This window comes from Bacillus sp. AF62 (assembly GCF_050312695.1).
GTDB lineage: Bacteria > Bacillota > Bacilli > Bacillales > Bacillaceae_G > Bacillus_A > Bacillus_A cereus.
The window spans coordinates 1-26,956 of the sequence record NZ_JBNPJZ010000032.1 but is presented as its reverse complement, the minus strand read 5'-3'; the positions used below and the strand labels follow the sequence as shown (position 1 = coordinate 26,956).

Genomic DNA, 26,956 nt, shown 5'->3' with positions numbered 1-26,956 from the left:
TACTATCATTCTTCCAGGAAAACGGGTTTCTTTATGCATTCATTTTTGGATATTTATGAGTTTTGCAACACCCTCAAAATCTGTTACATATGCTTCTATGCCTCCATCTACTAAACTAGGCTCAATCATATTCAGACGTGCTGTGTTTAATTTCAATACTCGGCGAAATAACTGTGCTACCTTGCCGTTATCATACACTTTATACTGGCGCATCATTTCACGTGTTAAATCTATACGATAACCACCATTACCTGAACGGTCAAGTAATTGAAGGACTTCATCTGCCGAATTACTTTTTAATATATCAAATGTGTCCTCCTCAGTTCCTTGCCAAGAAAGCTGGACATACCACCAAATGCTTTTTAACCAAATTCGGCGCGTTCCTTTGTAAAAACGATGATCATTTATACCAAACCGTTCATATACTAAATCTGGAAATACCTCCAACGACAAATAACGCCAAATTTCATCTTGTGCTGCTAACCTCTCATTAAAACCATATTCTTCTTTTAAGATCCTGTACAATATCAACCCAATATGTAAATCAAATGCATATGATCTAATTTTTTTCTTTTGATCTATTAAAAACATTTTCTTTTCAAAGATAATGTTTTCACGTAACCAATCAAAAGGCGCTATTACCTTTCTTGGCAAACAATTTTCTGGTTCAGCCTCAATTTGTTGAAATTTAAATTTCGCTTGTGCTTTTGTATAAACTATATTTTCCCACACTAGATTTCACCTTTTCTTACCCGCATTTCTAAATCTTTACGTAGCGACATTGCTAGTTTTTCCGGCGTATCAAAATCCCAATTTAATGTTGTTTTAAAATAATGCATGACCTCTCCGATAGAACCTTCTTCACATCCTCTTCCATCTTGAATATCTTTCCAATCCGGACATTCCATCAAATTTTGTAAAATCAACTGGAGAGCTCCTGCCAAAAATTCTACATATAATACTCTATCCAATTTTGTTTTTGGATTCTGAATCGATGTAAAAGCAATATTTGCTTTATTTAAATAAATTGCAATGTATTCTTTATCAAATGGCTCTACTAAAGGATCCGAATAATTAAAGTCTACATACCATAAAGGTTTATCTGGTTCGTTTACAATCACAATCGGGAATGTGGAACCAGACCCATCTAGAATAACAACATTCCTCACTAATTCACCTAAAATTGTACCTGTTAATTGTGCTTGTCCTCTTTTATTATTGCAACTAGCTTTTTTTAAATAAATAACAAGCGAAATATGCACTTCACCAAATAATCTATCCTTTGGAAAATAATGCTCAATAGGTATAGTTACATCGTTTGGAGTTGTACTTTTAATAACTGCAAGAGGAATTACATCACGTTTGGAAGATTGTTTTGACACCCATTGTAATGCAAGACCTAACTCTGCATCAACATTAACTAATTGCGTAGGACCAAACAAAACGGATGGATCTCCTAGTATTACATTACCAAATATGCCAAAACCCTTTTCCCCATAATCCCAACTATCATCTTCGTTACTCAATAGTGTTTTGTAATCGTGGTCTTCAGTTTGTTTAAGAATTTGCCTCGAACCCTCCTCGTCTTTATAAAAAAAATGCAAATCTTTCGAGACATTTAATAGATCTTCCATATCCTCATTATAAAGTCGATTCATGCTAATCTTATTGGACATTTTTCCTACCCCCTTCCAACTTCATCAACATCTCGACTTGTACATGAGGGTCCATACAAGTAAATATCAAACTACCTAAACATTCTATAGGTTTATCTTTTTTCTCGATACGTACAGCATATGAGACATTATTATCGCTTTTTTGAGTTCTAGGTTTCCCAAATATCCCAACTGAATTTTGATTTTGAAAAGATACACATACAATTTCCGCTGGAAAAGGTGTCCCGACGCTATCTACCGACTCCCAATCTAGAGCTGAGATTTTCCCACCTTCAGAAACAATAAATAATTCTATTGTAAAATCAGTCACATTTTTTACTAATTGCAATGGAGAAATAACGGTAATATTGTATATGCTTTAATAGGTTCAGCCAACTTTAGTGCAAGGGGTTTAAATATTCCGCTTAGAGAAAATTTAGCAGAAACCACTGTTGATACCTTTTCTGATTTAGATACATATTTGAATCAAATTCTAACTAATACTGTGGAATGTACTTCTGCTACACTTACTGCTCCTCCCACAAATATTAGAAATATTTGTAGTATGGTTTTGTATGATCCATCTACAGGAGAGGTTCCACGTAGTAGTGGACTAAACTGGGGACATAGCCTTAGAGGTCACAACAATCCAGGGGATGGATATATTCCTATTCGTACGAGCCATGTTCGAGCGCACCCACAACTATTCCCACCAAAACAAGTACATCCTATTAGAAATTTAGGTCTTGGCAGATCGAATAGACAAAATGATTCGATTGAGTTAATTTGGGATGATGGGGTATTAATGGATGCTACTCTTGAAGGATCACAGCCGGTTAACGGCAGACCCTACCCAAAAAACTTATGTTCTTTTCCAAATAAAAACCTTTTAGGGGTTTATATTAGAGAACGATTAGGCCTTTCTTTCGATGAGTTAGTTACAAGAAGAGACCTCTTACAATATGGTAGGGATGATATTCACCTTTCTCTTCTGCAAGATGGAACATATTATGCAGATTTTTCTGTTTAACCAAGAACAAAATAAACAAGGAATGCTAGCACTCCTTGTTTATTTTCATTCTCTTATATTTAGGTAATAATACTCTATAATTTTGAATCTTTTTATTTCAATAAGTATTTGATTCTCAACAATTAGGTCATAGAATTTAATAATTCCTATTATCCTCCACTAACTCTCCATACTCCTGACTACTCCTCTCAAGAAATATTATGCTCTCCCCACTATCCTTATAAAAACCCTCCCAACCCCGCTCCCTCAAAATCTCCTTCCAACTATCACTCTCTACCATCTTCTTAATAACACCATCCCAATAAGCAACCTCTTCCTCCGTCATATCTTTTGGGCCCATAATTCCTTTCCAGTGCTGGAAGATGACGTCGATTCCTTGTTCTTTCCATGTTGGGATTTCTGGTAGTCGATCTAGGCGCTTTGGTGCGGATACGGCTAGTATTTTTATTTTGCCGGCTTTGTATTGTTTTTCGGCTTCGGATAGGGTCATGGTTGCGGCGCTGATTTGTTTGTTCGTTAAGGCGTTTATAATTTTTTCTTTGTTTTCGTAGACGAAGAATTGTAGTTCGGCTGGGTTTATGCCGAATGCTTTGCTTACTTGTACGAAGGATAGGTGGTCGTCGTTTCCTAGACCAGGGGCAACGCCGAGTTTAAAGTTTTTCTTGTTTTGTTTTAGTTGTTCCATTAGTTCGTTTGCGTTATCTATGGTGCTGTCTTTTGATACAACAACGACTTCCCAGTCCGATGCGAGTGTTGCGAGCGGTGTGAAGTCTTTATATGTTAGTTTACTGTGGCCTAGTAGGTTGTTCGTTATGAGTAAGCTTGAGTTGATCGCCAGTACGTGACCGCCTTTTTGCTTCGTATATTTCCATCCGACATCACCGCTGCCACCTACTTTGTTTGTGACAGTGATTGGTTTTGTGAAGATTTTTTCTTCTGTGAGCGTTTTTTGCATTGCCCGCGCTGTTAAGTCCCAGCCGGCTCCTTGAACGTTCGGCGCAACGATTTCTACTTCTTCTATGTTTACTGTATTCGTTTGAGATTTTTCTGAGGAACAACCAGCTATTACTCCTGTCATGATCCATATACATAGTAATAATTGTTTTTTCATAGTCCTCGTCCTATGCGATATTTTCGTTCTGGTCGTCCGATAATGCCGTATGTGTACTCTACTGTGCATTCGTTTGTCGCTACTAAGTATTCTAAATATCTTCTTGCGGTTGTTCTGGAGGCCCCCATTTGTTCTCCCATTTCTTCTATTGTAATACCCTCTTCGAATCCTTTTATAATTCCTTTCACTTTTTGCAGTGTTAACGGATCCACACCTGTCGGTAAGTTTTTTATGTCTTCTGTTTGCGAAGTGCCGAAGAAGTTATCGATGAGTGCTTGATTCACTTCATTGTTACTATGTAATAGTTGCTTCTTTCTTTTATAGTCTTCAATGGTGCGAACGAATTTTTCTAACGTGACCGGTTTTATAAGGTAGTTGCTTACGCCGTTTCGAATTGCTTTTTCTAACATGTGGTTTTCATTCGCCGCCGTTACCATAATGACGTCAACGCTTGGAAAGTCAGCATGAATTTGTGGTAATAAGTCAGTTCCAATTCCATCTGGTAAGTAATTATCTAATAGAAGTAAATCGATTTCTTCCTTTTGTAGTAGTTCCATCGTTTCTTTCGCGTTCAATGCTTTTCCGATTACTTTTACATCCTTTATTTTTAATAAAAACTCCTCTTGAATTTGCGCGACGCGGAAATCATCTTCTGCAATTGCAACCTTCAACATATGTCCATCCCCCTGTTTGTCATGTACTTTCTTTCAATGTTTTCGGAAGGTAAATTGTAAAAATAGCTCCCCCATTTTCCTCGTTTTGAATTTCAATTGTTCCCTCTAGTAGATCTACCATTTCTTTCACGTTTGCTAGTCCGTAACCACGATCAGTTCCTTTCGTTGAAAATCCCTTTTGAAAAATGGTTGTTATTTTTTCTGCCGGTATTCCTATCCCGCTATCTATCACTTCAAACACAATATCGTTGCCAATATCCGTAACAAAGAAGGAAACACTCTTTTCCTCTCGTTCACTCACCGCATCAAACGCATTATCGATTATGTTTCCAAGGATCGTAATAAGATGCGAAACCTTTATATGGTCTGGTAACGGATGAAGCGCGCTATCTCCTTCAATATGAAAATCGATTTTCTTTTCAGACGCTGTTCCGAGTTTTCCTAATAAAATAGCTTGTACTTTCGCATCATGAATTTGATGGAATAAAATATGGTTTTGACTTTGATGAATGTTAGATTCTTGTTGAATAAATTCAATCGCTTCCCTATAATGTCCTAACTGAAGTAATCCTGATAAGACAAAAAGTTTATTTGTGAACTCATGTGTTTGGGCGCGTAAGTCCTCTGAATACTTTCTTACCTCAGATATTGTGTTCACTAGATTTTGCAGTTCTGTTTTATCTCTAAAACTACATACAACGCCTACCGTACTATTATTTTCGAGTATTGGTGTCATGTTTAAAATAAACACTTTATCTTGAAACGCGATTTCTTGATCGGTTTCTAGCACTCTCTCCATATGAAATTCCGGTAAAACCTTTGAAATGTGCTGCTGTATATAATCATCATTTACATGAAGCATTTCTTCTGCCGACGTGTTCATCATCGTAATAAAACCGTTTTGATCAATAGCTATAATTCCTTCTTTTATAGATAGTAGTATCGCACTTCGTTCCCGGTATAACGCTGCGATTTCATTCGGCTCTAAACCGAGTGTATCTTTCCTGATGCTACGCGCTAAAAGGATTCCACCAACAATGCCGGCTATTAATACCGCTAAGGAGAAGAGGATAATTTCTTTCGTTCTACTCAATATGTTAGATTCAATGCCTTTTATTAAAAACTCTACTGTCACAACGCCTACTACTTGATCGTAATCTCCGTTATGAACAATAATAGGTGCTTTCGCCATTAAAGCTGGACCGCTTGTACCATTTCCTTCGAGCGTATAATAACCACCAAAAGTGAGTGCTTCATAGTTATACGGGTTGTTACTCTTTGTACCAATCAACTCAGAATTAGAATGGGAATACATAACTCCATAGCGATCTTCCACAATTACATAATCCGCACCAGCTTGCTCACGAACTTGTTCCGCAATGGATTGAATGGTACTTTTATGCTCGTTATATTGAAAAGCCTCTTTTATCGCTGGCATAAAAGAAAGAGATTTAGCCGTTTGCAGTGCTAACTGTTCTACTTGGCGCTTCGTATCAACGGACTGAATGTAAACAAATATTCCCGCTAATAGGAGAACGACAAATAAAATTAACGCGATAATTAAGCTTACTATTTTCGTTTGTAATGACACTTTGCGTGATTTTTTCATACCCCATACCCTTTGATAAAATATTCAAAACTATCAATCTCCTTTTTCTATTATTATGACAAAACTGAAAATGAAGCAACTATTAAAAATATCCATGTTCATAAAGTACAAAAAGAATAAAATTGTCATAATATTGAGATTTTATTTAAAGAACAGTACAATTCAACTACAATGAACGCGCTTTCATAATTATTATTTTATTTATAAGCAAGAGGAGGAATTAGTATGGCTCAAGTAAAATCAAACCGAGTCGCCGGCAATATTTTCAAAGGTTCTGTCGGCAATTTAATTGAATGGTACGACTGGTACGTTTACTCTGCTTTCGCTGTTTATTTTTCAGCAGAGTTCTTTCCTAAAGGAGATCCAACGAGTCAGTTACTGAACACAGCAGCTATTTTCGCAGTTGGATTTTTAATGCGCCCTATCGGAAGTTTATTAATGGGACGCTATGCGGATCGGCACGGACGCCGGGCAGCATTAACACTTTCCATTACAGTTATGGCCGGTGGTTCTTTAATTATTGCCTGTACACCGAGTTACGAAAGTATCGGTATTATGGCCCCTATTATTTTAGTTCTTGCTCGTTTACTTCAAGGGTTGTCACTCGGCGGAGAGTACGGAACTTCCGCAACGTATTTATCTGAAATGGCTAGCAGTGGACGCCGTGGTTTTTATTCAAGTTTCCAATATGTAACGCTCGTTGCTGGACAGATGGTTGCGTTAGGTGTTCAAATTGTTCTTCAGCAATTACTAAGCGAACCAGATATGAAAGCTTGGGGATGGCGTATTCCGTTCATTATTGGGGCGATGGGCGCAGTAGCTGTATTATGGCTTCGCCGTACGATGGATGAATCGGAGCAGTTCTCAAACATAAAATCACAAAAACGCGAAAGCGCAGGAACTGTTCGTGCACTTATGAAACACCCGAAAGCAGTATTAACAGTAGTCGGCCTAACATTAGGAGGCACTGTTGCATTTTATACGTACACAACATATTTACAAAAGTTCATGGTAAACACAGTCGGTCTTCCGAAAGAAGTTGTAAGCTGGATTAACTTTGTCGCACTACTTATTTTCGTCGTACTTCAACCAATTGCAGGGCTACTATCCGATAAAATCGGACGCCGCCCACTATTAATGGCATTCGGTATTCTCGGAACGTTACTAACAGCACCAATATTCTTCTTTATGGAAAAAACGACAGAACCAATCGTAGCATTTTTACTCATGATGGTCGGTCTCATTATCGTTACTGGTTACACTTCCATTAACGCAATTGTAAAAGCAGAACTCTTCCCAACTGAAATTCGCGCACTTGGCGTAGGTTTACCATATGCACTAACAGTTGCGATATTCGGCGGAACAGCTGAGTTCATCGCATTATGGCTAAAAAGTATCGGAATGGAATCATTATTCTACTTCTACGTAGCTGGATGTATCGCTATAAGCTTTATTACGTATTGGCGTATGGATGAGTCATCGAAGACTTCGCAGATTGAGGCGGAGCTTGGTGGGGATAAATTAGTTAACAATAAATCTAGTTAAAATTATGTATTCTATTATCTTCGTTTATCTGAAAAAGCATAATTCATTAATATGCAATTTAAAAACCTCTACTTATATGTAGAGGTTTTTGTATGACGAAAAAACACGTAGTTCCATTGTTATTTTACAAACCCCAAATTCTTCCTCATCTTAAAGTGGAACAAATTTATTACTTAGAGTGTCTAATAAGTGTATTTCTAATATGAGTTGTCCAGATTGGATACAACATATCCCGTTCGACATCTATTTTTATGTATTACAAAAAAATGAAAGGACTTATTATTCCCAAAAGTAAAAAACATGTATTGTAATACTTTCACAGGTGAACCATTACAAGTGGAAACAAAAAAGAAATAACGCAAACTGTGACTTATCAATCATATAAAGTGAAAATTTAATCAGCGGGGGTCTTACTGCCCGTTAATACGGGATAAACGTTTTGGATGTCATTTAACCTGTGAAATTTCAGCTGCAGTAGTATTGTTACCTTATGTCATCTTTAATTACATCGGTATTTAGAATACCTAGACAAAATCCATATATTCTTGAAAAAGGTTGAAAATTTATGTTCGTTTTAAACAAGTTCTATAACATTTTACATTACAAAAAGATTGTACCTGTAGTATTACTTTCATGTGTATCACTTATAGGCTGTTCCAATAGTAATGCTCAATCTGAACCACCTAAACAAACGAATCAAGCTAATCAAATTAAACAAGAAAATACAGGTAATCAATCTTTTGCTAAACTTGAAAAAGAATATGATGCTAAGCTTGGTATTTATGCACTGGACACAGGTACGAATCAAACTGTTGCTTATCATTCAGATGATCGTTTTGCATTTGCATCTACATCTAAATCATTAGCTGTGGGCGCTCTTTTACGCAAGAACTCATTAGAAGCTCTTGATCAAAGGATTACGTATACACATGAAGATCTTTCTAATTACAATCCGATTACTGAAAAGCATGTTGATACAGGAATGACGTTAAAAGAACTTGCAGATGCTTCTGTTCGATATAGTGACAGCACAGCACATAATTTGATTCTTAAACAATTAGGAGGTCCCTCTGAATTTGAAAAAATCTTGAGAGAAGTAGGAGATACTGTTACTACTTCAGAACGATTTGAACCTGAATTAAATGAAGTGCATCCAGGAGAAACACATGATACCAGTACACCAGAAGCGATAGCTAAGACACTTCAATCATTTACATTAGGAACTGCACTTCCAATAGAAAAACGTGAACTATTAGTAGATTGGATGAAGAGAAATACAACTGGAGATAAATTGATTCGTGCTGGCGTACCAAAAGGATGGGAAGTAGCTGATAAAACAGGCGCGGGATCTTACGGAACAAGAAATGATATCGCAATTATTTGGTCACCAAATAAAAAGCCGATTGTTCTTGCTATACTTTCTAATCATGATAAAGAAGATGCTAAATATGATGATAAACTTATTGCAGATGCAACCAAAGTCGTGTTAAATACCTTAAAAGCTACGGAATAGAGGATAATAGGTTAAAAGTTTTCTATTTTAGGCGGTGTTTTCTCTAGTAGGAGTTGCACCGTATTTTCATCAACTAAAAATTTAATAGTGTCCCCAAAAATGAAATTTGGTGCTCCCCCTAAAACATCTGGACTGTAATAGCCAATAAAAAATGCAAACCAAACGCCCCTTAATCAGTCGTTTGGTTTGCATTTCCTTTTTCTAAAACCACAGAAAAGATAAGCACTATAGCTAACAGCATAATAAACCTTACTTCACTTCCATCACTTACAAAAAATGAATACAAAGTATATATTAAAATTAATATTCCATAAATAATTTTCTGCAATGTACTCCCTCCTTTTTGCCGTATGTATTTTAGTATAAAAATTTGATTCAAGTCCTATATCCAAATGAAAATAAAAATACTTTTCTCTTGTTCATTTATCTATTTTCTTTTTATAACTCAAACTTCTTCGAATCGTACTTTTCTAGAGTTTGCTGCAATTCATCTTGTTCATATGGAATATGCTTATCTGTCTGTATATCTTCAACATTTGTTCCACCTGCTAATAATCTCCTGTACATAAAAGAGTGCCCTGTTAATACTGTTTTAACCATTTTGTATCGCCCTCCTTTTGTTTGATTACTTGTATCATAAAACAAGTATCTGAAGTTGATATGTAGTCTATCTAGAGTGTATGTAAATTTAGAAAATCTCTAATAAAATGTTTGTATTATAACGTCACCACCAAAACTATTGCCCTAAACACCATGATTTGAAGAGATAGGCCCCCATGTTCTAGTCTCAATTCCTCCTACAGTTCTATATTCAGTAGAACTAGTTAATTCCTATAGTATAAAAAGAGCACCACTTTTTGGATGCTCCTCGTTATAACTATATATTATTTAATTTCCTTCTTTTGCTGGTACCATTTTTCCTTCTTGAGAATCTGTACCTTCTGTTCTTTCAACTGTTTTTGCATATTCTGGTTTCTCAGGGGATCCCATTTCAAATCCTGGTTGAGAATCTGTACCTTCTTTTGTTGGTACCATTTTTCCTTCTTGAGAACCTGTACCCTCTGTTCTTTCAACTGTTTTTGCGTTTCCTTTAGGAGTTGCTGGCACTGCATCTTTAGGTAAATCAAAGTTTTGTGAGAAAGACGTTGTTCCATCTACACTCTGTGTAATTACTTGATTTGAACTACCTTCATTTGACTTTAAATTGTCCATTTTCGCATCATCTGCACCTCCCGCTACCAATCCTGTACTTAAAAGTGCTCCTGCTAATAATGTTTTAATCATTTTTCATTACCTCCTGTTTATTTGTAATATTCATCAAAAAAGTATCTAGAGTAATGTTTTAGTCATTATCTTTATCTACTTGCTTTTTGATTACATTTAGCATAAGACAAGAATCTATAGTTGATATGGACTGCATCTGGAGATTATGTAAAGAAAAATAGATGATCAATTGTATATCCTAATGGATGCTTAGACAAGATTGAAACTTTATATGAATTTGAATAATTAAGTTCCCCTTTGTTTTTGGGTGCGAGGGACTAACCCTTTCTAATTTGAAAGCAAACTTTTTATTAATTGAAGAATTAAAAGAGGTGGGGATCTTACTGCCCATTAATGCAGGATAAAAGAAAACCGCCTGAAATGATGTGTAATCGACTAGTAGTACATAAAAAAATACAAGTAACAATAAATTAAATCTCGTTAAAACAAAAAGGAGATGTCCCAGGCATGGTACTAGGACATCTCCTTTACTTATCTAAATTTCTAAATTCTATACAGCACTATCAATTAAACAATTATTAGATATATCTTCTATCTAAAACATCGTATTATCATTAGCTGCTTCACTTGGAATCTCTTGAATTACATCCCAGTGTTCGACAATCTTTCCATCCTTGATACGAAATATATCCACTATAGCAACTCCCTTATCTTGAGAATTTGTACGAGAGTGTACATGAAGAGCAACTGTATCCCCTTCAGCTACTACACGTTTAATCTCTGCAGAGGAATTAGGATTTTTAACAAAATCCTCCTTAAAGAAATCCATGAAGGCTTTTCGTCCATCAGCAACAAAAGGATTATGTTGCTTATAATCTTCGCTAACATATTTAGGGATAATATCGATATTATGTTTGTTAAAAACTTCATTATAGAAATCAACTACCATCTTTTTATTCTTTTCATTTTCTTTCACTTCTTTTGATACAGAAGCAACATTCTCGCTCTTTATTGCGTTCCCTTTGTTATTACCGGTGGAAGCTTGATATACCAGAGTCGAAACTACTCCTAAAATAAATACAGAAATAATTGTTATGATTAAACTTTTCTCTAATTTCATATATACCTACCTCTTCTACTTAAATAAGTTTTCTTCTATAAAAAGTTTGAAGAAGGAGAAACCTTCCCCAAAATGTAATGTCAGGGGTAATGTTAGGAATTTCATTTATCCTCCCCCTATACAAGGCATATTAGAAACGATTAACTCTAACTTAATACCTCATTAACAGTTGCACTGTCCACAATTTGAATAAACTTCTTAACCTTATCGTTCTCATCAAACTTATAAAGATGACAAAAATCTGCTACAAATGACTTCCCTGTAGCTTTATATGTTCCACTATATTTTCCATACACAATAACAGTATTGTTATTAAAAGTATAAATTTCATCTTTAGCGCTATAGTCATTCCATTCCGTGCCAAGACGTTCATGTACGTTTTTCACTACTTCATCTGGACCTATATAAGTACCTGCATATGGAAACCCAGCAGCTTCTGTCCAAGATACATTTTCACTTAAATACGTTTTGAACGCATCCAATTTCCCTTCGCCAGTTAACACATACGTTTCATGTAATAGTTTTTGATATTTATTCATATCATTAACCCCAAGGCATTTCTTTTGTTACAACTTTTGCACTTAATTCTAATACACCTTTATTTGCATAGTCTGGATATGCTGCTTCAAGTTTTGCCACAAAATCTTTTGAAGTTCCACTTTCCTCAGAAGCTTGAACCGCAGTTCTTAGATAATCCATTGTCGCAGTAAGTGCTTGATTATTTAGGGATTTTTCGATTGATCCATGGCTTGGTACAATTATGTCAGCATGTAATGCTTGTAACACTTTCAAGTTCTCAATCCACGCCTCCATCGCCGCTTTTGAGCTAGTATCCGCTAAGAATACATGTATTTCGTTAAATACATCAATACCACCAATTAATACTTTCAGCTCTTTATTAAATAAGCTAGTTCTGTAATGATCTAAGCCTACTAGTTCAAATGTTAACCCCTGAAAATCAATCGCTTTTTCTTTAAACACTTGAGGTAATACCACGTTACTTGGCGCATTTTCTCCAAGGGCGTCTTTCCAAACTTTTAATTTCCCTAAGACAGAATGAACGATATGTTCAACAGTAGACTCCGTAGCATACGCTATAGCTTCTGGGTAAACGGCTTTAATGCTCTCTAATCCAAAGTAGTAGTCTGGATCCCCATGAATAATAAAGATTTTATCTAGAGATAAGTTGTTTTTTTTCAAATACTCTACAATTTCTTTCGAATCAGATTGAGTAAATTTTGAGTTTATTAAAAATGCATGTCCTGCTTTCTCAACTAATGTTGCTGTGACCATAAAGCTTTTTTCGTCCGAACTAAACACCGTTAATTTCACATCTTTTTGATTTGTATCGATTGTTTTAAACATAGTATGTTATTCTCCTTTTGTTAAAGTTATTAACTAATTATCATATTTTTATCTTGTTCCGATAAAATCTCCCACTCCCATTCATCTGAAAGTGTAATAGTACTGGCGAATATTCCGGAGATGAATGTCAGGTTTCCTAAGATAACATGTTTGCTACTATATCCTAAATTTTCTTAATATAAATTTTTAAAACGCGCTTCAATTTTATCCGGCGTCATTACGCCACCACCAATAGGAATAATTTGATTATCCTTTTGTAAAAGTAAGGAAGGATAGCTATTAACACCAAGCTGTCGAACTTTATTGAAATCATTTTGGACATCTATTATTGTTTCTTGAGCGTTTAAACGTTCTAATACTTGTTCAGGGTCCAAACCATGCTCGATTGCTATTTTGCGATATGTTTCAGGATCACTCAGACTTTGGCCCTCATAATAAAACGCTTTTTGCATAGCCGAAGTGAATTCTAATAAACGGTCTGGCGCTAATGAGCGTAAAGCTGAAAAACCAATTGCAGCATCTTTCGAATTCATTTTAAAAGTCCCTTCCTCCACCAATTTTTGATATGAAGGACCAAATTCAGCACCTGTAAGTTGATTAATTCTTTTATTTCCTTCTTCTATATATGAGAAGTTTTTCATTGGTAAATTATCTAAAAATAACCCTCCACATAAAACCGTTAATGGCACTTCAGTGTGGTTTTTGTAAAATCCTTTAATACTTTCTGAAAAACCATAGCACCATCCACAATATGCATCCCATACGTAAATAAGGTTATCTTGTTTCGTCTCCATTTAAATCTCCTACCTTTTTTTTATTATCCAGCTCAACTAAATTTTTGGTTTATATAAGTACATCTTTTTATACCTTGTTCTTTTTTAGATACCTTACTATATTTCCCCAAAACTAATATTTCCAAAGAAAGATCCACCAAGGTTTTTAACAAAAGATAACGTTGCACCTTATTGCCCCGTAACAGAAAATACTAAAGCTTAGAATATGCATTGATTTGAATGTGTTAGTAACTTTCTACACCGGGTGGCAACGTATGGACCACCATCCTTAATTAAATATATAAATCATATTTTTAGCAGATATTAGTTGTAACTAAATTGATTACATCTTTATGTAACTATTTTAGTTACAACTAATATAGAAGTCAATTCTTTTTTTCGAAAACATTAAATTTCTACATTAATCTACAACCAATCCCACTCTTTAAAAAAATATATCAACGATTATTCGATTATATCGATCGTAACTCCGAATATATCAACGTTTCGACACAACATATCGATTTACCGACAAATTTCGAGCGCGTTATCTCCTAAACTAACAACCAATCCCACATCACGTTCACCTACAAAACCAAAAAAGTACCAGATCCCTCCATATCCACCAAGTTTCAAAAATGATGGATATAGAACCCATGGTAGCATTTTCACTCATGATATTCGTTCTCATCATTTTTATTGGCTACACATCCATTAACGCAATTGTAAAAGCGGAACAGCTGAGTTCATCGCATTATTGCTAAAGAGTATCGGAATGGAATCACTATTCTACTTCTACGTAGCTGGCTGTATCGCGATAAGCTTTATTACGTATTGGCGTATGGATGAGTCATCGAAGACTTCGAAGATCGAGGCGGAGCTTGGTGGTGGGGATACATTAGTTAATAATAAATCTAGTTAAAAAAGGCACCTTAAGGTGCCTTTTTCTCATTTGAATTTACTATTTGAGTAAGCTAATCGTTTACCTTTGATCCTTAAATCCCCAACCGGAGACTAAATAGTTTTGCGTTTTGTTTATCGTAACGCGAATTGCCTTTTTCTTATCATTTTTAGAATAACCTTCTACATCAATAAAACCATCACGTACTCCATGTAAAATCTCAACTTTAGTAACTACAAGATCTATATTTTCTTTATCCTTCATATAGTTTATTGCTACTTTTGAAGCTTTATCTTGAGTAATATTTTTGTTGTACATTGTATAAGATATGTAGCCTATTATTAATAATAAAATTGTAAAAATGGCAATATTCACCTTTTTTCTCTTATTCAATATATTTCCTCCCTAAGAAGATTTATAATATAACTATAAATCTTTTTTGAGGAGATGGAAATATGGGAAGTTCAGTTTCAGATAAAAGCCTTTCCCATTTGGCTACTAGTAGTTATGGTGATGTTCTTACAGAAGTTGTAGAATTTGGTAAACAAAAAGAGATTTGGAAACCTGTAGAAATAAATGGTGCTGTTCTTCATAACTCAAATAATAGCTTTGATGCCACTGTTTACAAGAATGAAGAAACAAAACAAGTTGTGATTGCTTTTCGCGGCTCTTGGGAAGCACCTGATTTTTATGATGCAGATGTATTTGATGTTATGGGTAATCGTTTTAGAAAAAATCAAGATAGTTTGGAAAAAATGAATAGCTTTGACACTTCATCACTTCCTTTAACTGAACAATTTAATTTCGCTATGGCGAAAGAAAGAAAGCAAAAAATAGTTGCAGAAAGTCAATTTACTAATGCTGATGATTTAACAAAAGAAGTAAAGAAATATATGAAAGACCCTAAAAATGGGTTAGACGGATACCAGCTTACATTAACCGGCCATTCTCTAGGTGGTGGTTTAGGTGAATACGCTGGGGTTATGAATGATGTAGCAGTTGTTAGTTACGAAGCTCCAAATGTTATTGATTCATTACCTAAAGATAAAAAGGAAAAAGCCTTAAGGGGGGATTATAAAGATCAAATTACAACTATCGGAAACCCCAATGATACTGTATTTACTGGTTTTAGAGGAAATGATAATAAAAATAGAGGTCGTATAGGTCATTTATTTTATACAGATAAACCAGATATAAAAAATGATAATAGGATTCATGATGCAAGTAGTTATATTCCATTTTTACCTTTTTTAACAAATGGTTATAATACTGTTCGTTTTTTCATGGGTTTTATGGGACCAAGCTTTCATTCCATGGATAACCTTAGTCACGATAAATACGGTTATTTAAATATACCGAATATGTACGATGGGGAGACAGGAGAGAAAATTCAGGGGTCCCCGCGCGCTGATGGGGTTACAATTCATTTAACAGTCGAAGAAGTTAAACAAATTACTTCAGATTTAAGAAGAGAAATTGATGATATTAACCAAAAGATCGTACAAGCAAGCAATAAAATTATTAATGTATTACAACAATCACCAGCCAGTGTTGATGGTAATTTAATTAATACACTTACATACGGCATTTATGGATTTCAAAGAGGGTATATGGAACGTATTCGTTCTGAGGCTGATTTCATAGAACAAAGAGCGGTTGAATTTGAAACTGTTGATAAACAAAACTGAAAAACGGGTGATCTTCATGAAAAATTATGATGTTATAGCACATGCTGCCGATGTAGTAGGTGCCAAAAATGATTTAGAATCGTGTATTTTAGAATTAGAAAATCACAGAAAAAATGTCAATGCCATAAAAACACTATTGGGACATAGCTGGAAAGGAAATACCGCTAAAGAAATTGAAAGAAGGTTAAGTGAAGTAGAGAAAGAACTTGTCTATAGAATTGATGAATTTAGAAAGATAGGAGATGATTTAGATAGATATAGAAGAGCAATGGATAGCTTCGCGAATCAATTCATGATGATGGGGCCTAAATATTAGTATAAAAACACCCTAATGTATCCATTTCTGACTTCGATAAATATATATAATCTTAGCTCTGCGCGCTTTGCTTATTTGTCATACTTAAGTCTAAATTTAACCTTACCAATATGAGGGTTATTATAAATTATGCATGTATAACTAATGTTTGTTTCATCTTACAAAATAATACGTACTACATATTGAGTTTATTTACTATAAAAAATGACTTAAATTCTAAAACATTTAATTTTGTAGAACCTGTCCCCTTTGATTACCGCATAATTCCATAGTGTTTTCTCCACCTAATTTTGGAGCACTGCTAATCAAAAATTTTTATTTTTGAACAAGAAGCATTTCGTATCTAATAATTCCCTTTGTTAGCTTAATGCCCATGTAAAACAAAAAGCACCAGGTCCCCCTAGTGCTCTCCCTCTAAAACAAATGACAAGCCACCTGATGCCCCTTCGCAATCTCCACCATCTTCGGTACTTCCTGCGCGCATTTTTCAGTGGCGAATTTGCAGCGCGTTCTGAATTTGCAGCCTGATGGTGAGTTTAGTGGGCTTGGTACTTCTCCCTCTAGGATGATCCGTTCTTTGCCTGTGTTTGTTGGGTCTGGTTCTGGCATAGATGAGAGTAGTGCTTGTGTGTATGGATGTGCCGGTTTTGTGTATAGGTCTTCACTATCGGCAATTTCTACTATGTTTCCTAAGTACATGACTCCGATTCGGTCTGATATGTGCCTTACCATCGATAGGTCATGCGCGATGAATAAGTATGTGACGCCTGTTTCTTCTTGGATGTCTTGCAGCATGTTTACGACTTGTGCTTGGACTGAGACATCGAGTGCTGAGATTGGTTCGTCACATAATATAAAGTCTGGTTTTACAGATAGTGCGCGCGCGATGCTAATGCGCTGGCGCTGGCCTCCGCTAAATTCGTGCGGGTAGCGATATAAGTGTTCTTCTTTTAATCCTACCTTTTTCAGAAGGTCTAAAATGATTTCTTTTTGTTCTTCTTTTTCGTAGGAACCGTGAATGTTCATCGGTTCGCTAATAATTTGGAATACATTCATTGCCGGGTTTAATGATGCGTATGGATCTTGGAAAATGATTTGCATTCTTTTTCGATATTCTTTTAGTTCACTTTCCTTTAAACTTGCGATATCTTTTCCGTCAAACAAAACGTTACCTGAAGTGACATCGTGTAAGCGAATGATACTTCTTCCTGTCGTTGATTTTCCGCAGCCAGATTCTCCTACTAACCCGAATGTTTCACCCTTTTTAATAGTGAAGCTTAAGTCATCGACTGCTTTTAATTGCTCTGTTTTTCTGCCGAATAGTCCTTTTTTAATAGGAAAATACTTTTTTAAGTTCCGAACTTCAATTAAGTTTTCTTCATGCATGGAAATCACCTACCGCCCTATCATTTAACCAACACATAGAACGTCTTTCGTTTCCGATTTCAAAATATGGTGGACGTTCTTTTTCACAAATATCCATCGCATACGGGCAACGCTCTGCGAATGGGCAACCTTGTGGCGGGTTTAATAAGTTTGGTGTTACACCTTGAATAGGAGCGAGTCTTTCTTTTACGCCGTTCGCTATTTTTGGCAGAGAGTTTAATAGCCCTTTCGTATATGGATGATTCGGCGATTGGAAAATATCAAGTACAGATCCTTCTTCCATAATAAGCCCGCCGTACATAACGATGACGCGCGTACAGTTTTGCGCGACAATTCCTAAGTCATGCGTAATAAGAAGTAACGCCATATTCGTTTCGTTCTTTAAGTTTTTCATTAAATCTAGTATTTGTGCTTGTATCGTTACATCAAGTGCAGTCGTCGGTTCGTCAGCAATAAGAAGGTCTGGGTTACAAGACATCGCCATTGCGATCATAACCCGCTGCTTCATACCACCGCTTAGTTCATGCGGATATTGTTTTACCCTTTCTTCTGGTGACGAAAGGCCGACTTGTTTTAACAAGTTAATCGCGATTTGCTCTGCTTCTTTCTTTTTCACTTTTTGATGACGTATAATTACTTCCATCATTTGTTTCCCAATTTTCACGACCGGATTCAGCGCTGACATTGGGTCTTGAGAGATAAGTGAAATTTGATTTCCTCTAATAGAACGTAATTCTTTTTCAGATTTAGAAAGTATGTTTTCATTATGAAAAAGGATTTCCCCTTCTTTCACTTTTCCTGGTGACATAACGAGAGACATAACAGACTTCGCCATTACACTCTTCCCGCTTCCAGATTCCCCAACGATACCGACTACTTCTCCTTTATTTAAGCGAAATGTAACGCCGCGAACCGCTTCAACTTCGCCACTTTCTATGAAAAAAGAAGTCTTTAAATTTTTCACTTCTAGTAGTTTTTCAGACACGCTTCTCACTCCTTTCACTTAACACTTTAGTTTTCATGTCCGGCTCCTTTTGGTGCGAAAGCTTTCTTCAATGCTTCACCAATTACGTTAAAACTAAGTACCGTTAAAAGGATAAGGAATCCTGGGAAGAGCGTTAAATACCAAGCTTCACCAATATATCCTTGCGCATTGTTTAGCATGCTGCCCCAAGAAGAATCTGGTTCTCTAATACCTAAACCTAAGAAACTAAGTGATGATTCCATTAAAATCGATGTCGCAATCGTTAATGTCGCGGCGATAATAATGGTTGATAAAATGTTAGGAATGATATGTCTTACAATAATCATAAGTGATTTTTGTCCTGATACTTTTGCGTATAAAACGTACTCACGCTCTTTTACAGATAACGTTTCTGCCCTTACAATGCGCGCGGTGTCCATCCATGTTAGTAATCCGATAATAAGAACTAACGTCGTAATTCCTGGTTTTAAATACGCATTTAATAGTAGCATTAAAAAGAATGATGGAATTGACATCAGTACTTCAACAACTCGCATTAAAAAGTTGTCTAACTTTCCGCCAAAATATCCGCTAATTGTTCCAACTGCAGTACCGATTGTAATAGAAACAACCATCGCAAGGAAACCGACCGCAAGTGAAACTCGTCCGCCATATAACGCTCTCGTTAAGTAATCCCTTCCGTAATCATCCGTTCCGAAAGGATGACTCATACTTGGTTCTTGTAAGCGATCTGGAATCGACATTTTGCTAGGATCGTACGGCGATACGAATGCGAAAATTGATGCGACCGTTAAAACCGCAAGTATAATAACTCCCATTGCAACAAACTTATTTTTCGTAAAGCTATGTTTTATCGTTTGAAATCTCCTATTATTCATTCCAAATCACCCCCTCATTCGAATGCGCGGATCTACTACGCCATATAAAATATCAGCAATTAAGTTACCGAGAATTAACATGAATGATGATAGTAATGTAATTGCCATGATAATCGGATAATCAAATCTAAAAATAGCATTTACCCCCAGTGAACCAAGACCCGGCCATGAAAATACTGTTTCTGTAATAAACGCTCCGCCTACTAAACTTGGAATCGATAATCCGAAAATTGTAATGATCGGTATTAGTACATTTCGAAGTACGTGATTAAATAACACTGTTTTCTTTGAAGCGCCGTACGCATATTGAATTTGTACATATTCTTCTTCTAATTGCTGAATCGTACTTGAACGAATATATCTCATATAAACAGATACGTTTTGGAACGCTAGCACCATACAAGGTAAAATGCCGTGTTGCACAATATCCCAGACAGAATCTTTACCAACGGTGCGCATACCCATACTCGGAAGTAGGTTCAATTTTAAAGAGAATAAGTAGACTAATAGTAGTGCAAACCAGAAAACCGGCATAGAAATACCAACGTATGAAATAAAGTTTACAATGCGGTCAAAGAATGAATTCTTTTTCACACCTGTAAATAGTCCAAGCGGTATTGCGATTACGAATGAGACGAGTAAAGATGATCCCATTAACCCAATTGTTGCAGGTAATCTTTCTGTGATAAGTTCCAAAACAGGACGATGATTTTGAAGTGAGTAACCAAAGTTTCCTGTTAAAATGTTTTTTAACCATAAAAAATACTGCACGTAAATTGGTTGATCTAGTCCTAAACTTTTGCGAATACGCTCCACATCAATTGGACTCATGTTTGGCGTTACAAAGTTTCGAACCGGATCCCCCGGCGCTAGCTTTATTAATAGAAAAGAAATAATAGAAATAACAAATAAAAGCGGAATTGCATTTAAAAGCCTCTTCGCAATTACTTTATACACAAACTTCCCCCCTCAAGCTAAAGAAGCTGATTTCCACCAGCTTCTTTATTGTTTCTTATTTCACTTCATAAATCTTAGATAGATCTTCAAACATTGTGACAGGAATTGCTTTCGCTTCTTTTAATCCATCAAACTTTTTATCTACTGCAATAACTGCTTTCGGATACGCGATTGGTAGATAAGGTACGTCTTCTCTAGCTGTCTCTTGAATTTTATGGTATAGCTCTGCGCGTTTTGTTTTATCTGTCTCAACTGCAGCCTCTTCCCATAACTTATCGAAATCAGCGTTTTTATATCGTGCATAATTGTATTCAGCATTGCTTAAGAATAAGCTCTTATATGAATCTGGCTCAGGTCCCATTATGTAACCACCAAATGTAATGTCATATTCTTTATTCTCTTTATCTAAGCCTTTTTCACTTGCCGCACTAGCATCTAATGCATTTAGTTCAACTTCTAAGCCAACTTCTTTTAATTTTTGTTGTGTATATAACGCTAAGCTTTCCATAATTTTATTATTCGTTACATACATCACACGTACTTTTTCCTTATCTTTCACGCCAGCTTTTGCTAATAAATCTTTCGCTTCTTTTTTATCATACTTATAGTCTTTAATATCTTTCGCATAATACATAGCGTCTGGCGTTAAGATTGAATTTGCTGGTTCTGCAAATTCACCTGAAACGAATGCTGAGTTAATCATTTCTTTCTTATCTAACGCATGCGCAATTGCTTGGCGCACTTCTTTTTTCTTCATAAGATCAGTATTCATGTTATAAGATAAGTAGAATAATCTACCTTCAGGGAATGTCACCATTGAGAAGTTCCCAGTGCTATCTAATTTCTTAAAGTCTTGCGGCTCAATCATCTTCATGTTGATTTGACCATTTTGCAGTGAAACATTTGCTGTATTACGGTCTTTTACAACGCGGTATACGATAGAGTCTAACTTAGCTTTCCCACCTACATAATCATCAAATCGATCTAATGCAACATACTCATCTGATTTATACTCTTTAAACTTAAACGGCCCTGATCCTACAGGCTGTAAGTTTTTCTTACTCTTCGCTAAATCTGCTTCCCCTTCAAATACATGTTTCGGAATTGGGAAGAAATCATTCATCACACCTTCGAAAGATGCGCTTACTTGCGGTAAAACGAATTGAGTTGTTAACTCATCTACCTTTTTCACCTCAAGCGGCTTTCCTTTAAAAATAAAGTTTTCACGGCTTGAGCTATTTTGCTTCTCATCTAAAATAGATTGGAATGTAAATGCAATATCATCTGATGTAATCTTCTTACCGTCATGCCATTTCAAATTATCCTTTAACTTCAGTGTCCAAGTTAATTGATCTTCTGAAGGCGTAAAGCTCTCAGCAAGAACAAACTTTTTCTTACCGTCTTCCATATGATATAGCGGCGCATATAAAGCTTGCTGCACAGTTAATGACACACGATCATTCGCATAAAGCGGATTCATCGTATCTGGATTATCGCTAACACCAATCGTTAACGCCCCTCCGTCTTTCGGAGTCCCTGATTTACTAGTTCCTGCTTGCTTCGAATCTTTTTCCCCTGAACAAGCAGCTAATGCAATAAATAATAGTAGGACAAATGGTAATACAAACAACTTCTTCTTCATATTTCGACCCCTCTCGACTATTTACACCTATAAGAAAACTCGGAATTAATACCGAGTTTTCTTATAGGTTTTAAATTACCACTACCGGTATGTATTGTCAAACTTTTTCGCAAAGGTAGAAAGTTTGTAATCTATTAATGCATTCTTGCGATTAACTATATTTATGCGGAGGAGAAAATAAATAGACCACGAATAAGTAGCCTCATAAAATGGGTTAAAAAACTATCAACTTACAGAAAATCCCTCTAAAATGATTGTTTTATATGATCTAAAATGTAGAATGAAATTAAAGACAAAAAACACATTTAGGAGGTTATCATGACATTTGATGAATTAAAAAAAATAAACCAACAACCTCATGGGTTGAGTATGATGAAGATGGGGAATTTTTTACTGAAGAAAATATAAGTGCAACAAATACAGTTCTTGACACTTACATTAACAATTTACAGCGATTAGGAGAGAATCCAACCGAAGTCGAAGTAATGCAAGTTGTTAAAGAGGTAGTTATTAAATTAAATGAATTAAATATCGAACATGACCATTTTATCGAAACAATGGAAAGAGAAGATCTCTATGAATTTATCGATACAGCAGCACGAATAGCTGGCTTAGAATCCGAGGAAGATATAACAGAAGAATGGCGTGAATGGTAAATAAAGCGGAGAAAAATTTGAACTGCACCTATAATTACATATAGAATAATTCAAAGGGGGAGGAGTCTGCCCCCTTTAAAAATATGCCTTTATCTAATTTGGTACCCTTGGAAAATCATCATCCGAAGTATTACCCCACTGGGATAATTGCCTTTCAATTTTCGACTGAAACTGATTTATTAATAACTCCTTATAGTTCATCATTTCTAGCATATGCTCCCACTGTAGCTCTATATCGTAAAGTTCATCAAATCTAGTGGCATTTAACAACCATTTTATTTTCTCTAACTTATCATGAGTTAACCTTTCTGAGCCCCTTTTATTTAACACCGCTTTTTCATAAAGACGATACTTTAAGCTATACGTAACACCTAAACGCCTTACTTTATCCACAAGTGGTATACATTGTAAATCATAAGCTTTATTTGCTATTTCAGGTGGAATTTCTGAATGAATCAAATATCTCTCTAAATCTTGTTTTTTCATCCCTACTCGTCTTGCAATCTTATCTATATCTAATCCCTTTTCTAATAATTGAAAAATCAAAATAGATTTATCCATCCAATTCACTCCGGCTACTTGAAACATGCTTTGTAATAATAAAACTGTTTGCTCAGTTTCATTAGAAAGTGTGCTAACAAGACAATCAATATAACTTTTCCCCGCACTCTTATAAGCCTCATACGCTATATATCCTGATATTAAATAATACTTATTTCCATCGGGAAATTGCTCTACTTTAGGAAGAATAGACACCCCTTCTCCATTTTTTATACAATTTATCATCCTACTCTTTACTGTTTCAGAAACACTTTCTACATAAATTGGTACGATTCCCTTAATATTAATGCTTCTAATTACCCCCTTCATATTCCTCCCCCTCTCAATGTTTTTCCTTTAGTTTATGAGAAGAAGATTTTGCCTCATTACCTAACAGATACGAGAAAGCAACCTTCATTTAACAAGAACATTTCACTATAATGAAGATTATTCTTAAATTAGGAAAATATATTAGCATTAACTTTTTCTCATAGACTTGGAGTTTTCCCAGGAAGATTATTACATTAAAACGAAGCATATATAACATCGAACATTCAGTTAATTAGCCCTTCATTAATTTTTTTAATCGCTAATTTGAAACACTATTCCTTAGTTGAATCATTCCACATCAACAAAAAAGACCACCAAAAGGCAGTCTCAAAACTCAATCTTATTCCCCATCCCTTGCTCCACCGCTTTCTCATACAAATACTTCGCAACGATAATATCTACTACCGCCAAACCAACTGATTTGAAAATAGTAATCTCTTCATCATTTTCGCGTCCAGCTTTTTCTCCGCTTATAATTTGACCAAGTTCAGCGTGAATGGCGTTTGCTTTGAATAGACCTTCTTTTATCGGAACTTGAAGGTCTCCTGTTTCGTCTAGTGCTGCTTCTTTTGATTCGACTACTACTTTGTTTGCTTTAGCTATGGCATGTGAGGGTAGTTCTTGCATACTCGGTCTGAATGAACCGACGGCGTTTACGTGGACGCCTTTTTGTAGTGTTTCTGAGAAGACTGGTGTGGTTGCGTTCGTAGTTGTGACGATAATGTCTGCTTCACGTATTGCTTCATTTGGATCCCTGTAAACGTAAGCAGGTTTACCAAATTTCTCTTGTATATGTTGCGCAAATGCATACGCTTTTTCTTCTGTTCGATTGTATAAGATGACTTTTTCGATATCTCTAACTGCAAATATTGCTTCGGCAATTCCTTTCGCTTGTTCGCCCGTGCCGATAATGCATAAAGTTTTTGCGTTATGACGAGCTAAATATTTTGTCGCTACTCCTGATAAGGCGCCCGTTCGGATCATCGTTAAGTACGATCCTTCTAGAAGTGCGAGCGGTTCTCCCGTTTGAAAGTCTGATAGCATCACAATCCCATTGATCGTTTTCTTTCCTATCTGTTTATTTTGCGGGACTACCGTTACTATTTTTACTCCAAGTGCCTCAAGTCCTTCCGCTACTGAAGGCATAATTAATGCCGTATTTTGCTCGTTCGCAAATGGTAATGAGCCTCTTATTGGTGTAATCGTTCTTTCTGCGGAAAATTCTTTTAAAGCAAGCGCCGCGTATTCAATAACTTCATTCATATTTACTAAGTTTCTTTGTTCGTTCGCGCTTATAACTAGCATATCTTTCCACCCCCTTCTTCTATCCCGTATTAACGGGCAGTAAGACTCCCATCTAAAAATTCGGTTGGACAAAGAAGTTACACGGGAGATCAACTGCCCGTAAAAACCCGATTGGTTCAACTAATAATCAGTGGGGAACCCCTCCACTGATTAAAGTTTCACTTTATCCTAACAAAAACCCTCGGTTCAAATCATCTCTCGGATCTACAACGAACTGATGAAACCCTGTAATAAATGCATGCCCCGTTACTTTCGGAACGACAGCTTCATATGTACCTACCGCTGTTACCGACAATACTTCTCCCTCGAATTTCCCATCAGTAATGCATTCGTGGACGAAGATTTCTCCCTTTTGTAAGGCATCTTTTTCAAAAAGAGTTGCGATTCTCGCTGAAGTTCCTGTACCGCAAGGAGAACGGTCTACTTGCCCATCAGCAAAAATCGTTACATTTCGTAGCGTAGCACCTTTGTCTTTCGGTTCATCTGAAAAGATAACGCCGTATATTCCTTTCAATCCTTCTTCAAGTGGATGTTTCACTTCCATTTTGCTCTCTATATAATGTTTAATTTTACCGCCCCACGTTTGAATAGCGGGCAAGTCTTTAAAATCAACTTTCAAACCAAATTCTTTACAGTCTACAACAGCGTAAAATGCTCCTCCAAACGCGATATCTACTTGAAATTCATAGTTATCTATTTTAATAGGAACGTCTTTTTTGTATACAAATGAAGGAACATTTTCAAATGATACAGATTCTACTTCACTCCCGTTATATTTTGCATACGCAATAACTTCTCCGGCTGGGCTATCAATAATGAACTTTTGTTTTTCACCCTTTACTTCAAACATGCCTGTTTCAATTCCAACTGTAATGACTGCAATAATGCCATGACCACACATCGTACTCCATCCTTCATTGTGCATAAATAAAACACCAAAATCAGCGTGGGCACTTGCTGGCGGTGTAATGATACAACCGTACATTCCGTGATGCCCTCTCGGTTCATACATCAGAATTTCACGAAGGTAATCCAAATGTTCCATACAGTATGCGCGTCTTTCCAGCTGCGTTTCCCCTTTTATTTCTGGCACGCCGCCCGTAATAATTCGAAGCGGCTCCCCAGCTACGTGCGCATCAATCGTTGTATATATTTTACTAACCTTCATTTCTATCTCTCCCCTATACGTTGATACTATTTCCAACGCAAGTATCATGCCAAATCGTATAGCATTACTTTTTTCAAATCCCCTCAGTAATGTGTATTCTTTTTTCAACAAATTCATATACAACTGTCTACTTTTTTATACACGGCTTGGATGTTACGTTATAAAACACCTCGATAACTTTGCAATTCCTCTCGTACACACATGTAGGATTCCTTTTACCATTATTATTTTCAATGTAAAGTTACTTCGTCCCCCAACATATACTGTTCAAAAGCAAAAAGGAAGTGATCCCATGTATTACGGAACAAAGGGCTGGTACGTAGCTGAACTAAAAAAATTAGGTGTGCGCTATCATGAAGGAAGAAAACTAGAAAGTTACCGCGGACACATATTACGCAATTTACTCATCGCACAACAAGAAAAATTAAAAGAACAGTAATAGACTCCTATCACAATATCAACTTATCGCCACTTGCAAACTGCCAATCAATCACACATCAAACTACACTGAGGGTGTTGCAAAACTAAAATAAATATGCAATGTTATGAATCAGAAAAACTAGCTGAACATGCAATAGATAGCGA

General features: G+C 36.0%; 27 protein-coding genes and 3 pseudogenes. 9 read left to right on the top strand and 21 right to left on the bottom strand.

The genetic code is table 11. The features are described from left to right. Positions 1-39 precede the first annotated feature (39 nt). Entirely contained in the window at positions 40-732 is a 693-nt protein-coding gene (locus ACQRBL_RS04720) for a hypothetical protein (protein ID WP_411996583.1), read from the bottom strand. Further along, a complete protein-coding gene (locus ACQRBL_RS04715) occupies positions 732-1,676 on the bottom strand; it encodes a hypothetical protein (protein WP_411996582.1) in 945 nt (314 codons plus the stop codon). Before ACQRBL_RS04715 ends, ACQRBL_RS04720 begins: the two co-directional genes overlap by 1 nt. A 322-nt stretch (positions 1,677-1,998) precedes the next feature. Between ACQRBL_RS04715 and ACQRBL_RS04710 the strand changes: the two are divergent. Continuing rightward, positions 1,999-2,172, top strand: a pseudogene (locus tag ACQRBL_RS04710) (restriction endonuclease PLD domain-containing protein); the annotation flags it as partial. A 48-nt stretch (positions 2,173-2,220) separates the two neighbouring features. Continuing rightward, positions 2,221-2,685, top strand: a complete 465-nt coding sequence (locus ACQRBL_RS04705) for a hypothetical protein (protein WP_411996585.1) — start codon at positions 2,221-2,223, stop codon at positions 2,683-2,685. 136 nt (positions 2,686-2,821) lie between these two features. Here the strand turns inward: ACQRBL_RS04705 and ACQRBL_RS04700 are convergent, their stop codons facing one another. From ACQRBL_RS04700 to ACQRBL_RS04690, 3 genes are read right to left on the bottom strand one after another with little or no spacing between them, the layout of a single operon-like run. Next, positions 2,822-3,796: a tripartite tricarboxylate transporter substrate binding protein gene (locus ACQRBL_RS04700; RefSeq protein WP_411996581.1), complete on the bottom strand. Its 975-nt coding sequence runs from the start codon at positions 3,794-3,796 to the stop codon at positions 2,822-2,824. Next, complete coding sequence (locus ACQRBL_RS04695) at positions 3,793-4,470, bottom strand: response regulator (protein ID WP_098818799.1); 678 nt, start codon at positions 4,468-4,470, stop codon at positions 3,793-3,795. Before ACQRBL_RS04695 ends, ACQRBL_RS04700 begins: the two co-directional genes overlap by 4 nt. 19 nt (positions 4,471-4,489) lie before the next feature. Beyond that, positions 4,490-6,079, bottom strand: a complete 1,590-nt coding sequence (locus tag ACQRBL_RS04690; RefSeq protein ID WP_411996579.1) for an ATP-binding protein — start codon at positions 6,077-6,079, stop codon at positions 4,490-4,492. Between the two features lie 225 nt (positions 6,080-6,304). On the opposite strand from ACQRBL_RS04690, the gene ACQRBL_RS04685 reads away from it, so the two are divergent. Next, positions 6,305-7,624: an MFS transporter gene (locus ACQRBL_RS04685; RefSeq protein WP_016513670.1), complete on the top strand. Its 1,320-nt coding sequence runs from the start codon at positions 6,305-6,307 to the stop codon at positions 7,622-7,624. Between the two features lie 565 nt (positions 7,625-8,189). Next, entirely contained in the window at positions 8,190-9,137 is a 948-nt protein-coding gene (blaIII, locus tag ACQRBL_RS04680) for a class A beta-lactamase BlaIII (RefSeq protein WP_411996578.1), read from the top strand. A 169-nt stretch (positions 9,138-9,306) separates the two neighbouring features. Here blaIII and ACQRBL_RS04675 read toward each other — a convergent pair whose 3' ends face one another. The 7 genes from ACQRBL_RS04675 to ACQRBL_RS04645 form a co-directional block, all read right to left on the bottom strand. Beyond that, complete coding sequence (locus ACQRBL_RS04675) at positions 9,307-9,465, bottom strand: hypothetical protein (protein ID WP_411996577.1); 159 nt, start codon at positions 9,463-9,465, stop codon at positions 9,307-9,309. A 110-nt stretch (positions 9,466-9,575) separates the two neighbouring features. Further along, the gene (locus tag ACQRBL_RS04670; protein ID WP_023521284.1) at positions 9,576-9,737 is read right to left on the bottom strand and encodes a hypothetical protein; all 162 of its coding nucleotides are present in this window, start codon (positions 9,735-9,737) and stop codon (positions 9,576-9,578) included. A 288-nt stretch (positions 9,738-10,025) separates the two neighbouring features. Then, a complete protein-coding gene (locus tag ACQRBL_RS04665) occupies positions 10,026-10,421 on the bottom strand; it encodes a hypothetical protein (protein ID WP_023521283.1) in 396 nt (131 codons plus the stop codon). Between the two features lie 535 nt (positions 10,422-10,956). Beyond that, positions 10,957-11,481, bottom strand: coding sequence for a nuclear transport factor 2 family protein (locus ACQRBL_RS04660; RefSeq protein ID WP_065482361.1), 525 nt, complete (start codon positions 11,479-11,481; stop codon positions 10,957-10,959). Positions 11,482-11,627: 146 nt separating this feature from the next. Next, entirely contained in the window at positions 11,628-12,020 is a 393-nt protein-coding gene (locus tag ACQRBL_RS04655; protein ID WP_001046374.1) for a nuclear transport factor 2 family protein, read from the bottom strand. Positions 12,021-12,024: 4 nt separating this feature from the next. Then, positions 12,025-12,846 (bottom strand): hypothetical protein, encoded by an 822-nt coding sequence (locus ACQRBL_RS04650; RefSeq protein WP_000477272.1) that lies wholly within the window; start codon positions 12,844-12,846, stop codon positions 12,025-12,027. Between the two features lie 173 nt (positions 12,847-13,019). After that, the gene (locus ACQRBL_RS04645; RefSeq protein WP_000448622.1) at positions 13,020-13,640 is read right to left on the bottom strand and encodes a DsbA family protein; all 621 of its coding nucleotides are present in this window, start codon (positions 13,638-13,640) and stop codon (positions 13,020-13,022) included. A 629-nt stretch (positions 13,641-14,269) separates the two neighbouring features. Between ACQRBL_RS04645 and ACQRBL_RS04640 the strand changes: the two are divergent. Further along, positions 14,270-14,541: pseudogene (locus ACQRBL_RS04640) on the top strand (alpha-ketoglutarate transporter); the annotation flags it as partial. Between the two features lie 60 nt (positions 14,542-14,601). Here the strand turns inward: ACQRBL_RS04640 and ACQRBL_RS04635 are convergent. Further along, entirely contained in the window at positions 14,602-14,913 is a 312-nt protein-coding gene (locus ACQRBL_RS04635) for a hypothetical protein (RefSeq protein ID WP_001042355.1), read from the bottom strand. Between the two features lie 257 nt (positions 14,914-15,170). Here ACQRBL_RS04635 and ACQRBL_RS04630 point away from each other — a divergent pair, with 257 nt between their 5' ends. Together ACQRBL_RS04630 and ACQRBL_RS04625 are read left to right on the top strand one after the other, a co-directional pair. Further along, positions 15,171-16,208, top strand: coding sequence for a hypothetical protein (locus tag ACQRBL_RS04630; RefSeq protein WP_411996584.1), 1,038 nt, complete (start codon positions 15,171-15,173; stop codon positions 16,206-16,208). 16 nt (positions 16,209-16,224) lie between these two features. After that, positions 16,225-16,524 carry a hypothetical protein gene (locus ACQRBL_RS04625; RefSeq protein WP_002093893.1) on the top strand — a complete coding sequence of 100 codons (300 nt, stop codon included), beginning with the start codon at positions 16,225-16,227 and terminating at the stop codon, positions 16,522-16,524. A 414-nt stretch (positions 16,525-16,938) separates the two neighbouring features. Here ACQRBL_RS04625 and ACQRBL_RS04620 read toward each other — a convergent pair whose 3' ends face one another. Genes ACQRBL_RS04620 through ACQRBL_RS04600 form a run of 5 tightly spaced genes read right to left on the bottom strand, consistent with a single transcriptional unit; the run spans position 16,939 to position 22,372 of the window. Then, complete coding sequence (locus ACQRBL_RS04620; RefSeq protein ID WP_000544136.1) at positions 16,939-17,910, bottom strand: ABC transporter ATP-binding protein; 972 nt, start codon at positions 17,908-17,910, stop codon at positions 16,939-16,941. Further along, positions 17,903-18,895, bottom strand: a complete 993-nt coding sequence (locus tag ACQRBL_RS04615; protein WP_065482354.1) for an ABC transporter ATP-binding protein — start codon at positions 18,893-18,895, stop codon at positions 17,903-17,905. Before ACQRBL_RS04615 ends, ACQRBL_RS04620 begins: the two co-directional genes overlap by 8 nt. Positions 18,896-18,921: 26 nt before the next feature. Then, entirely contained in the window at positions 18,922-19,773 is an 852-nt protein-coding gene (locus ACQRBL_RS04610; RefSeq protein WP_001065285.1) for an ABC transporter permease, read from the bottom strand. A 6-nt stretch (positions 19,774-19,779) separates the two neighbouring features. Beyond that, the gene (locus tag ACQRBL_RS04605) at positions 19,780-20,730 is read right to left on the bottom strand and encodes an ABC transporter permease (RefSeq protein WP_000278778.1); all 951 of its coding nucleotides are present in this window, start codon (positions 20,728-20,730) and stop codon (positions 19,780-19,782) included. Positions 20,731-20,785: 55 nt separating this feature from the next. Next, a complete protein-coding gene (locus ACQRBL_RS04600) occupies positions 20,786-22,372 on the bottom strand; it encodes an ABC transporter substrate-binding protein (RefSeq protein WP_046392390.1) in 1,587 nt (528 codons plus the stop codon). Positions 22,373-22,690: 318 nt separating this feature from the next. Here ACQRBL_RS04600 and ACQRBL_RS04595 point away from each other — a divergent pair. Then, positions 22,691-23,028, top strand: a pseudogene (locus ACQRBL_RS04595) (hypothetical protein). Positions 23,029-23,121: 93 nt separating this feature from the next. Here ACQRBL_RS04595 and ACQRBL_RS04590 read toward each other — a convergent pair. From ACQRBL_RS04590 to ACQRBL_RS04580, 3 genes are all read right to left on the bottom strand, one after another. Next, entirely contained in the window at positions 23,122-23,898 is a 777-nt protein-coding gene (locus tag ACQRBL_RS04590) for a hypothetical protein (RefSeq protein ID WP_065482352.1), read from the bottom strand. A gap of 327 nt (positions 23,899-24,225) precedes the next feature. Continuing rightward, positions 24,226-25,203 carry an ornithine cyclodeaminase family protein gene (locus ACQRBL_RS04585; RefSeq protein WP_065482349.1) on the bottom strand — a complete coding sequence of 326 codons (978 nt, stop codon included), beginning with the start codon at positions 25,201-25,203 and terminating at the stop codon, positions 24,226-24,228. Positions 25,204-25,366: 163 nt separating this feature from the next. Next, positions 25,367-26,371 carry a proline racemase family protein gene (locus ACQRBL_RS04580; RefSeq protein ID WP_065482346.1) on the bottom strand — a complete coding sequence of 335 codons (1,005 nt, stop codon included), beginning with the start codon at positions 26,369-26,371 and terminating at the stop codon, positions 25,367-25,369. A 208-nt stretch (positions 26,372-26,579) separates the two neighbouring features. Between ACQRBL_RS04580 and ACQRBL_RS04575 the strand changes: the two genes are divergently transcribed. Next, complete coding sequence (locus ACQRBL_RS04575; RefSeq protein WP_100910561.1) at positions 26,580-26,810, top strand: YflJ family protein; 231 nt, start codon at positions 26,580-26,582, stop codon at positions 26,808-26,810. Positions 26,811-26,956 lie beyond the last annotated feature (146 nt).